Origin of the sequence: Streptomyces murinus (assembly GCF_002154555.1) — a bacterium.
GTDB lineage: Bacteria > Actinomycetota > Actinomycetes > Streptomycetales > Streptomycetaceae > Streptomyces > Streptomyces murinus.
Genome location: NZ_MUNF01000232.1, coordinates 1 through 10,754, shown reverse-complemented (window position 1 = coordinate 10,754; position 10,754 = coordinate 1). Strand labels below are relative to the sequence as shown.

The following is a 10,754-nucleotide window of genomic DNA, read 5'->3' as shown; positions in this document are numbered from 1 at the left end:
GGTCTTGCCGGTGCGGAGGGTGCGGGCCCGGGGTCCGGGAGGAGGGGGTCCGCGCGGATCAGGGGCGCGGTGTCCGCGGCCGGGTCCGGCCACAGCCGGTGCAGTTGCAGCCGGCGGCGCAGGGTCTCGCGTTCCAGCGCGACCACCGGGACCGAGGGCAGCGGGCCGGTGCGGGGCGCGCCGTCGTAGTGGAACCGGCCCGGGGTACTGCTCGGTGCCAGGGCGAAGTACCCGGCGTCGTACAGCGCGTCCAGATGGCACAGTTCCAGCGCGCCGGCGGGTAACAGGCCGGACTCCAGCAGGAGTTCGGCCGCCCGTAACGGGCCCTCGGCCGCGGCGGCGGCCCGCTGCCAGGCGGCGGTCGCCAGGGTGCCGTGGGCTGTGAGGAGCACGTCGAGACCCGGGGCGAGGGGGCTCTCGGCGTGCACCACCCGGCCCTCGGCGAGGTGCAGGCTGCCGTGCTCGCGGACCAGGACACCGGTGGCCCGCTCCTCGGCCAGCCGGTTCAGCATCGGGGACAGCGCGCGGGCGGCGGCCTTGTCCCGCACCGGCAGCGGCGGCGGCGTACGGACCATGGTCATCCCAGCACCAGGCGGGCGGCCATCTCGCCGAGCCGGATCCGGGCGAGCGCGAGATTGCCCTCCTCGCGCCCCAGCCACAGATGCAGGAACACGCTGCTGTCGAAGGAGGTGTCGATGAAGCGCAGCAGGTGGTAGCTGTCCGCGTTGCTGACGATCACGTCCTCCACCGGTGGCCGGTCCGCCCGCCGCGCCGTGAACGTGCCGTGCTCCGCGGCCAGTCGGGCCAGCTCGGCGGCCTCGGCGGCGGCCGTCTCATGGTCGCCGCCGGGCGCCTCCCCGACCGTGCCGAGCGCGAGTCCGCTCGTCCAGTCCACCAGCGCGGCACCCCGGGCACCGGGCAATCGCATCGCTTCCAGCAGGCACTCGTCGATTCCGGGCACCGCGTGGCTCCCCTCCCGCCTGGGACTCCGGATGAGTGACCCCGACACTACGCAACGTGTGGGGGAGGGGTGAGCCGTTTGGCATTTTCCAGTGGAACATGCGTCCGGCGTACTAGAGTTGGGCAACTGACGTGTGTGTCACCGGAGTTGATCCATTTGTTCGAGTGAAGCGGGGGCGCGTCAACGGCTCCCGGGCGCACGCAGGGTGGTGAGCGCCGAAGCGTGCGCGCCCCCGGACTCCGCCACCACCTCCGCGATCGTCTGCGGCTCCCGTACGGTGGCGAAGGCCACGCCTCCCGCGCCGTCCGGCGCGAAGCCGTAGATCCCGGGCCGGGCCAGGGAGTTGTAGGCGTAGTGGTGCGCGAAGTAGTACGCGCCGGTGTCCAGCGCCGCCGCGTAGTCCCCCTGCTCCAGCGGGGGCAGCGCGCGCCCCTCGGCCAGCAGGTCGCCCGAGAAGCAGGCCGGCCCCGCCACGTCCTGCACCACCTCGGGCCCCGGCTTCGGCCGCCCCTTCGCGTCGTACGCGGCGATCCGCAGCGGCCACGCCCCCGGCGCGTACACCGTCCGCGTCGCCACCTGCACGCCCGCGTGCGTCACCGCGATCCGCCGCCCGCCCGAGCGCTTGGCGTACTCCACCCGCGCCACCACCGTGCCGTGCTTGGCCAGCAGCGACCGCCCGAACTCGGTCACCAGTCCGTACCGCCCCGCGCACAGCCCCGGCACCTGCTCGGCCAGCAGCCGCGCGTACCGCGCGTACGTCGGCGCCGTCGCCTCGCCCGCGAAGTTCACCGGCAGGCCGCCGCCGATGTCGAGCGTGTCGATCTGCCGCCGCCCGACCCGCGCGTTGATCTCCTCCGCCAGCGCGTACGTCTCCGCCACGCCCCGCGCCAGCAGCTCCAGCGGAATGCCCTGCGAGCCGGTGTGCGCGTGCAGCCGGGTCAGCCACGGCCGCTCCGCGTACGCCTCTACGACCCACTCGCGCGCCCCCTCGTCGCGCAGCGCCACCCCGAACTTCGAGGTCTTGGTCGCCGTCGAGGTCGCCCCGATGCTGCCGCCGCCGATCTGCGGATTGACCCGGATGCCCAGCGGGGACCGGGTCGGCGCGGACCGCACCAGGGCGTCCAGGCGGTCCAGCTCCTGCGGATTGTCGGCGTTCACGGCGATGCCCAGCGCCAGCGCCTCGCGCAGCTCCGCCGGGGTCTTGGCGGGCGAGTCCAGCACGGTGTGCGCCGCCGGTACGCCGGCCGCGCGCGCCAGCGCCAGCTCGCCCGGGCTCGCCACCTCGGCGCCGATGCCCTCCTCGTGCAGCAGCCGCAGCACCGGCACCAGCGGGGACGCCTTCACCGCGAACGCGTGCAGCACCGGGGTGCCGGGCGCGAGGACCGCCTCGAACGCCGTCCGCAGCGCCGCCGCCGACTCCCGGATGCCCCTCGCGTCGAGCAGTCCCACCACCGCCGCGTCCGGGCCCAGCAGGCCCTGTTCCACGGCCGCGCGCACCGCCTCGTCCCGGCGCCAGGACCGCTCCCGTGCCCCGGCCTCGACCTCGTGGTCCACCGCGATTCCCTCCTGTCGGACGTCAGCTGCTTCCAGCCAAACACCCAGGACGCGCGGACGGGGCCGCCCCGATGTATTGACTAGTTCTATTCATGCAGCCAGGATGTGAATAGACGCAGCAACAGCAGGAGGCAGACGATGTCGGGACCCCGCCCCGTACGAGCACCGCGCGGCACGGAACTCAGCGCCCTGGGCTGGCAGCAGGAGGCCGCCCTGCGCATGCTCCAGAACAACCTCGACCCCGAGGTGGCCGAGCACCCCGACAAGCTCGTCGTCTACGGCGGCACCGGCAAGGCCGCCCGTGACTGGCGCTCCTTCGACGCGATGGTGCGCACCCTGCGCACCCTCAAGCAGGACGAGACCATGCTGGTCCAGTCCGGCCGCCCGGTCGGCGTCATGCAGACCCACGAGTGGGCGCCGCGTGTCCTCATCGCCAACTCCAACCTGGTCGGCGACTGGGCCAACTGGGAGGAGTTCCGCCGCCTGGAGGCCCTCGGCCTGACCATGTACGGCCAGATGACCGCCGGGTCCTGGATCTACATCGGCACCCAGGGCATCCTCCAGGGCACCTACGAGACCTTCGCCGCCGTCGCCGCGAAGAAGTTCAACGGCACCCTCGCCGGGACCATCACCCTCACCGCGGGCCTCGGCGGCATGGGCGGCGCCCAGCCGCTCGCCGTCACCATGAACGACGGCGTCGCCATCTGCATCGACTGCGACCCGCGCGCCATCGACCGCCGCATCGAGCACCGCTACCTGGACGTCAAGGCCGACAACATCGACCACGCCCTCCAGCTCGCGACCGAGGCCCGCGACGCCCGCCGCCCGCTGTCCATCGGCGTCCTCGGCAACGCGGCCGAGCTGGTGCCGCAGCTGCTCGCGATGAACGCCCCCATCGACATCGTCACCGACCAGACCTCCGCCCACGACCCGCTGGCCTACCTGCCGGTCGGCGTCGCCTTCGAGGACATGGCCGACGCCGCCGCGAAGGACCCGGCCGGGTTCACCACGCGGGCGCGCGAGTCCATGGCCACGCACGTCGAGGCCATGGTCGGCTTCATGGACGCCGGCGCCGAGGTCTTCGACTACGGCAACTCCATCCGCGGCGAGGCCCAGCTCGCCGGGTACGACCGCGCGTTCGCCTTCCCCGGCTTCGTGCCCGCCTACATCCGGCCGCTGTTCTGCGAGGGCAAGGGCCCCTTCCGCTGGGCCGCGCTCTCCGGCGACCCGGCGGACATCGCCAAGACCGACCGGGCGCTCCTCGAACTCTTCCCCGAGAACGAGTCCCTCGCGCGCTGGATCAAGATGGCCGGCGAGCGGGTGCACTTCCAGGGCCTGCCCGCGCGGATCTGCTGGCTCGGCTACGGCGAGCGGGACAAGGCAGGCGAGCGCTTCAACGACATGGTGGCCTCCGGTGAGCTGGCCGCGCCGCTCGCCATCGGCCGCGACCACCTCGACTGCGGCTCCGTCGCCTCGCCGTACCGCGAGACCGAGGCCATGCTCGACGGCTCCGACGCGATCGCCGACTGGCCGCTGCTGAACGCCATGGTCAACGTGGCCTCCGGCGCGTCCTGGGTCTCCATCCACCACGGCGGCGGCGTGGGCATGGGCCGCTCCATCCACGCCGGACAGGTCACCGTCGCCGACGGCACCAAGCTCGGCGGCGAGAAGATCCGCCGGGTGCTCACCAACGACCCGGGCATGGGCGTCATCCGGCACGTGGACGCCGGGTACGACATCGCGGAGTCCGTCGCCGCGGAGCGAGGGGTCCGGGTGCCGATGCGTGAGGGTGACGAGGCGTGACACTGGGTTTTGGCGAAGACGGCAGCCCTTTGGTGGGGGTGCAGGGTTCGTCGCCGACCGCAGGCTCGGCCGCCCGCACCGCCCGGAGCGGCTCCTCCTTCCATGAGATGTGGCGGGAGCTGCTGCCCGTCGGCCGGGACGCCGGCTCCGGTGGATACCGGCGCTACGCCTGGACCGGGCCCGACGCCGAATGCCGGGCCTGGTTCAAGGAGCAGGCCGAGGGCCGCGGGCTCGCCTACGAGGTCGACCGCAACGGCAACCAGTGGGCCTGGCTCGGCGACCCCGCCGCCGGGGACGCCGTGGTCACCGGCTCGCACCTGGACTCGGTGCCGGACGGAGGGGCCTTCGACGGGCCCCTCGGGGTGGTGTCCTCCTTCGCCGCGCTCGACGAACTGCTGCGCAGGGGGGCCCGGTTCACCAAGCCCCTCGCCATCGTCAACTTCGGCGACGAGGAGGGCGCCCGGTTCGGCCTCGCCTGTGTCGGGTCCCGGCTGACCTCGGGCGCGCTGACCGTCGCGGACGCGCACCGGCTCACCGACGGGGACGGCGTCAGCCTGCCCCGCGCCATGGCGGCCGCCGGATACGACCCGGAGGCCATCGGGCCCGACCCCGAGCGGCTGGCCAGGATCGGCGCCTTCGTCGAACTGCACGTCGAACAGGGCCGCGCGTTGGACCTGTCCGGCGACCGGGTGGGCATCGCCAGCGCCATCTGGCCGCACGGCCGCTGGCGGTTCGACTTCCGGGGCGAGGCCAACCACGCCGGCACCACCCGCCTTGCCGACCGCCACGACCCGATGCTGTCCTACGCCGAGACCGTGCTCGCCGCCCGCCGCGAGGCCGAACTCGCCGGTGCCGTGGCCACCTTCGGGAAGATCGCGGTGGACCCCAACGGTGTCAACGCGATCCCCTCGCGGGTGCGCGGCTGGCTCGACTCCCGCGCCGCCGACCAGGAGACCCTGGACACGGTGGTCGGCGGCATCGAGAAGGCGGCCCGGGAGTACGCGGACGCGCACGGCGTGGACCTGGACGTCGTACGGGAGTCCTTCACGCCCGTCGTGGAGTTCGACCACGCGCTGCGCGACGAACTCGGCCGCATCCTGGGCCGGGACACCGGACTCACGGTGCCCGTCCTCGGCACCGGCGCTGGACACGACGCCGGGATCCTCTCGGGGAGCATCCCCACCGCCATGCTGTTCGTGCGCAACCCCACCGGTGTCTCGCACTCCCCGGCCGAGTCCGCCGCCGAGGACGACTGCGTGGCCGGGGTGGGCGCGCTCGCCGACGTACTGGAAGGGCTGGCCTGTTGACCAGGGCGACGTACTGGCTGGAGCATGCCTGGCTCGGCGACCGTGTCGAGCCGGGGGTGCTGGTCGAGACCGCGGACGGGCGGATCGGTGCCGTGCGCACCGAGGTGCCCGCCCCGCCGCCCGGCGCCGAGGCGCTGCGCGGCCTCACCCTGCCCGGACTGGCGAACGCGCACAGCCACGCCTTCCACCGGGCACTGCGCGGCACCGTCCAGGTCGGCAGCGGGACCTTCTGGACCTGGCGCGAGGTGATGTACTCCGTCGCCGACCGGCTGACCCCGGACACCTACCACGCGCTCGCCCGCGCGGTGTACGCCGAGATGGCGCTGGCCGGCATCACCTGCGTCGGCGAGTTCCACTATGTGCACCACGCCCACGGCGGCACCCCCTACGCCGACCCCAACGCCATGGGCGAGGCGCTGATCGCGGCCGCCGCCGAGGCCGGCATCCGGATCACCCTCCTGGACACCTGCTATCTCGCGGCCGGTTTCGACCAGGCGCCCAACGCCCACCAGCTCCGCTTCTCCGACGGCAGCGCGGAGGCCTGGGCCGAACGCTGTGCAGTTCTCAAGGAACGGGATCACGCACGGATCGGGGCGGCGATCCACTCCGTACGGGCCGTGCCCGCCGACCAGTTGGCGACCGTGGCCCGCTTCGCCGAGGAACGGCGGGCCCCGCTGCACGTCCACCTCTCGGAGCAGACCGCCGAGAACGACGCCTGCCTCGCCGCGCACGGCCGCACCCCCACCCGGCTGCTCGCCGACCACGGCGTCCTCGGACCACGCACCACCGGAGTGCACAGCACCCACCTCACCGACGAGGACATCGCCCTGCTCGGCGGCTCGCGCACCGGCACCTGTATGTGCCCGACCACCGAACGGGACCTCGCCGACGGCATCGGCCCCGCCGTCGCCCTCCAGCGGGCGGGCTCCCCGCTCTCCCTCGGCTCCGACAGCCACGCCGTCATCGACCTGCTCGAAGAGGCGCGGGCCATGGAGCTGAACGAGCGGCTGCGCACCCGCACCCGGGGCCACTGGACGGCCGCCGCCCTGCTGCGGGCCGCCACCGCCGACGGGCACGCCGCCCTCGGCTGGGACGAGGCCGGCCGCATCGAACCGGGCGCGCTCGCCGACCTGACGACGATCGCCCTGGACTCGGTCAGGACCGCGGGCCCCGAGCCCCGGCTGGGCGCCGAGACGGCCGTATTCGCGGCGGGCGCGGCCGATGTACGGCATACGGTCGTAGGCGGCCGGCAGGTCGTACGCGACGGCGCGCACACGCTCGTACCGGATGTGCCCCGCGCGCTGGCGGACGCCGTCGAAGCCCTGCGCTGACCGCGCCGACCCCCATCGCCCCCCACGAGGACGACACCATGAGCAGCAGCACCGTCATCACCAACATCGCCGCACTGGTCACCAACGATCCCTCCCTCGGTGACAACTCCCCCCTCGGTCTGATCCAGGACGCGGCCGTCGTCATCGAGGGCGACCGCGTCACGTGGACCGGTGAATCAAGCAAAGCACCCGCCACTGACAATCGGGTCGACGCGGGCGGCCGTGCGGTGCTGCCGGGGTTCGTGGACTCCCACTCCCACCTGGTCTTCGCGGGCGACCGCACCCAGGAGTTCAACGCCCGGATGTCCGGCCGCGCCTACTCGGCGGGCGGCATCCGCACCACCGTCGCCGCCACCCGCGCCGCGAGCGACGCGGAACTGGCGGCCAACCTGACCCACTACCTGGCCGAGGCGCTGCGCCAGGGCACCACCACCTTCGAGACCAAGTCGGGCTACGGCCTGACCGTCGAGGACGAGGCCCGCGCCCTGCGCATCGCGGCCGAGCACACCGACGAGGTGACGTACCTCGGCGCGCACATCGTCTCCCCGGACTACGCCGACGACCCGGCGGCCTACGTCGCCCTGGTCACCGGCGAGATGCTGGACGCCTGCGCGCCGCACGCCCGCTGGATCGACGTGTTCTGCGAGAAGGGCGCCTTCGACGGCGACCAGGCCCGCGCGATCCTCACCGCGGGCAAGGCGAAGGGCCTGCACCCGCGCATCCACGCCAACCAGCTCTCCTACGGCCCCGGCGTCCAGCTGGCCGTGGAGCTGGACGCGGCCAGCGCCGACCACTGCACCCACCTCGCGGACGCGGACGTCGACGCCCTGGCGAGCGGCGACACGGTCGCCACGCTGCTGCCCGGCGCCGAGTTCTCCACCCGCGCCGAGTGGCCCGACGCCCGCCGGCTGCTGGACGCGGGGGTCACCGTGGCCCTGTCCACGGACTGCAACCCGGGCTCGTCGTTCACCTCCTCCGTGCCCTTCTGCATCGCCCTGGCCGTCCGCGACATGGGCATGACCCCCGACGAGGCGGTCTGGTCCGCCACGGCGGGCGGCGCCGCGGCCCTGCGCCGCACCGACATCGGCCGCCTCACCCCCGGCGCCCGCGCCGATCTGACCCTCCTCGACGCCCCCAGCCACGTCCACCTCGCCTACCGCCCGGGCGTGCCCCTGGTCAGCGGGGTGTGGCGGAGCGGCGTACAGGTGGTGTGAGCCCCGGACGCACGACGACACGCCGAAGCGGCCCGGACGGGGAGTCCGGGCCGCTTCGGCGTATCCGATTCCGGAGTGAGGACGGGTGCCCCGGACGTCACTCCTCCACGGTCAGTCCCTTGCGCAGCCGTACCAGCGTGCGGGACAGGAGGCGGGACACGTGCATCTGGGAGATGCCCAGCTCCTCGCCGATCTCCGACTGGGTCATGTTGGCCACGAACCGCAGCGAGAGGATCTTCCGGTCGCGCTGGGGCAGCCCGGCGATCAGGGGCTTGAGCGACTCGATGTACTCGATGCCCTCGATCCCGTGGTCCTCGTACCCGATGCGGTCCGCGAGCGCGCCCTCGGTCTCGTCCTCCTCGGGCTGGGCGTCCAGCGACGAGGCGGTGTACGCGTTCGAGGCGGCCATGCCCTCGACGACCTCGTCGTTCGAGATGCCCAGGCGCTCGGCCAGCTCCGTGACGGTCGGCGCGCGGTCCAGCTGCTGGGCCAGCTCGTCCCCGGCCTTCGCCAGGTCCAGACGCAGCTCCTGGAGCCGGCGCGGTACGCGCACGGACCACGAGGTGTCACGGAAGAAGCGCTTGATCTCGCCGATGATGGTCGGCATCGCGAAAGTGGGGAACTCGACACCGCGTGAGAGCTCGAAACGGTCGATCGCCTTGATCAGGCCGATGGTGCCGACCTGGATGATGTCCTCCATCGGCTCACTGCGGGAGCGGAAGCGGGAGGCGGCGAACTTGACGAGCGCGAGGTTCAGCTCGACGAGGGTGTTGCGGACGTACGCGTATTCGTGCGTCCCTTCCTCCAGCGCTTCGAGGCGCCCGAAGAGGGTCTTGGACAGGGCCCGTGCGTCGACGGGGCCGACCTCGTCGTACGGGGGGATCTCCGGGAGTCCCTCGAAGGGGTCATGGAGATCGATGGGATGATCCAGTTGTACCGGTGGGGGTGTCGACGTCGCGGTCGGGGTAGACGAGGCGTCGAGCCGGGGTGACATGGGTGTCCTCCATCGTTCTCGGCATACGGCTGCCGAAGCCATCAGGTGCACTACGGAGTGCGGCGCCTCCAAAGCCGGCGTGTAGAAGTACGTGTCCTTACTAGCCCTATCGGCTTTGCCTGAGCGATCGCAAGTGCGTTCTGTTGGAGTATGTCCGATTATGTGAGGTTGTTCGGGTGCCGGACTGCGCCAGGAAGGCGTAATGTTCGAGGGCATCAGCAAGCCACGACCTCGGGAGAGAGACGGCATGGACCACGGGATGGTCGGCAGCGCACAGTCGGGCCGGCTTCTGGTGGAGGTGCGTGAAGAGGGCGCCAGCGCGGTTGTCACACCGGCGGGTGAGCTTGACCACCACACCGCCGATCTGCTGCGCGAACCCCTCGACGACCTCCTTGGCAAGGGATTCTCGCGGCTCGTGGTGGACTGCTCGCGCCTGGAGTTCTGCGACTCCACGGGGCTGAACGTCCTGCTCGGAGCCCGCTTGAAGGCGGAGGCCGCCGGCGGCGGTGTCCATCTGGCGGCAATGCAGCCCGTAGTCGCTCGCGTGTTCGAGATCACCGGGGTCGAGGCGGTCTTCACCGTCCATGGCTCCGTTGCGGACGCCCTGGCCGGGGAGGGTGACGGCACCGACTGAGCCCGCGATCACGCGCGGCCGGGTGCGGTACCCCTGTGTCCCACGGAATACGGGGGTGTTCCGGCGCCCGGGTCGGGCAGGAGAGATGCTGACGGCCATCCACCACCAAGGCGGCGTCGCCGCGCTCCGGGTGTGACGTACCCGTGGGTGTGCGACAGGCTCGAACGGGCAGGAACCTGCCCGGACGGGACGACCGCGAACAGGAGTGCGAGGCGTCACGCGACGGGCGGACGGGGGCTGATGTGCGGATGACGGGACGTACGGCGGGGCTGCGGCGCCGACGACGGACGGACCGACCGGTGCCGGGGAGTACCGGACTTTTCCATCGTGAACTGGTGATTCGGTGAGGTGAAGCGCTGATGAGCACCACCCGGCCCTACCCGCCGGGCGACCGCGGCCACGAGCCCAGCGGCGCTTCCGGGGTGTCCGGGTCCTCGCAGGAGGACGCGCCGGCCGGCGCTGCCATGGCGTCCGCGACGGGCGCGGCCGCCTCGTCCGCGCCACCGTCCCGGACGGACGCGGGCGCGGTGGAGACGCCGCGGGGCCGGCAGGTCCGCAGACTCGGTCTCGAAGGGGCCAGTGGTGTCGTCCCGCTCGCCCGCGACTTCACCCGGCAGGCGCTGTACGACTGGGGCTGGCTGCCCGCCGCGGGCGCGGACCAGCGGGCCGCCGCGGAGGACGTGCTGCTCGTCGTCTCCGAACTGGTCACCAACGCCTGCCTGCACGCCGAGGGCCCCGACGAGCTCGCCCTCGCCTGTGACAACAAGGTGATCCGCCTGGAGGTCACCGACCGCGGCACCGGCCAGCCGGCCCCCCGCACCCCCCATCGCGCGGGCCGCCCCGGCGGCCACGGCATGTTCATCGTCCAGCGCCTGTGCCTGGACTGGGGCGTGGTGCGCGCCCAGGGCCGCCCCGGCAAGACGGTGTGGGCGGAACTGGGCGCGCACCACGCCCCA

General features: G+C 72.9%; 10 protein-coding genes. 6 read left to right on the top strand and 4 right to left on the bottom strand.

Translation table 11 applies throughout. From position 1 onward, the window contains the following. The 3 genes from CCN72_RS15675 to CCN72_RS15665 form a co-directional block, all read right to left on the bottom strand. Positions 1-581, bottom strand: a 581-nt coding sequence (locus tag CCN72_RS15675; protein WP_086808042.1) for a hypothetical protein, incomplete at its 3' end; no start/stop codon positions are given. Next, complete coding sequence (locus CCN72_RS15670; protein WP_086808040.1) at positions 578-961, bottom strand: hypothetical protein; 384 nt, start codon at positions 959-961, stop codon at positions 578-580. The genes CCN72_RS15675 and CCN72_RS15670, both read right to left, overlap by 4 nt. Before the next feature lie 180 nt (positions 962-1,141). Continuing rightward, on the bottom strand, positions 1,142-2,515 hold the full coding sequence (locus CCN72_RS15665) for a type III PLP-dependent enzyme domain-containing protein (protein ID WP_244174244.1): 1,374 nt from the start codon (positions 2,513-2,515) through the stop codon (positions 1,142-1,144). A gap of 138 nt (positions 2,516-2,653) precedes the next feature. Here CCN72_RS15665 and hutU point away from each other — a divergent pair, with 138 nt between their 5' ends. From hutU to hutI, 4 genes are all read left to right on the top strand, one after another. Continuing rightward, a complete protein-coding gene (gene hutU, locus CCN72_RS15660; protein ID WP_086808038.1) occupies positions 2,654-4,318 on the top strand; it encodes a urocanate hydratase in 1,665 nt (554 codons plus the stop codon). Positions 4,319-4,425: 107 nt separating this feature from the next. Continuing rightward, positions 4,426-5,625 (top strand): allantoate amidohydrolase, encoded by a 1,200-nt coding sequence (locus tag CCN72_RS15655; protein WP_161219530.1) that lies wholly within the window; start codon positions 4,426-4,428, stop codon positions 5,623-5,625. Beyond that, entirely contained in the window at positions 5,622-6,956 is a 1,335-nt protein-coding gene (locus CCN72_RS15650) for a formimidoylglutamate deiminase (protein WP_086808036.1), read from the top strand. The genes CCN72_RS15655 and CCN72_RS15650 overlap by 4 nt, the downstream gene beginning before the upstream one ends. Positions 6,957-6,994: 38 nt before the next feature. Next, entirely contained in the window at positions 6,995-8,170 is a 1,176-nt protein-coding gene (gene hutI / locus CCN72_RS15645; protein WP_086808035.1) for an imidazolonepropionase, read from the top strand. 97 nt (positions 8,171-8,267) lie between these two features. On the opposite strand, the gene CCN72_RS15640 is transcribed toward hutI, so the two are convergent. Beyond that, entirely contained in the window at positions 8,268-9,164 is an 897-nt protein-coding gene (locus tag CCN72_RS15640; RefSeq protein WP_085565070.1) for an RNA polymerase sigma factor SigF, read from the bottom strand. 247 nt (positions 9,165-9,411) lie between these two features. Here CCN72_RS15640 and CCN72_RS15635 point away from each other — a divergent pair, with 247 nt between their 5' ends. Both CCN72_RS15635 and CCN72_RS15630 read left to right on the top strand, forming a co-directional pair. Beyond that, entirely contained in the window at positions 9,412-9,798 is a 387-nt protein-coding gene (locus tag CCN72_RS15635; RefSeq protein ID WP_086808041.1) for an STAS domain-containing protein, read from the top strand. A gap of 359 nt (positions 9,799-10,157) precedes the next feature. Next, positions 10,158-10,754, top strand: a 597-nt coding sequence (locus CCN72_RS15630) for an ATP-binding protein (RefSeq protein WP_107430109.1), incomplete at its 3' end; no start/stop codon positions are given.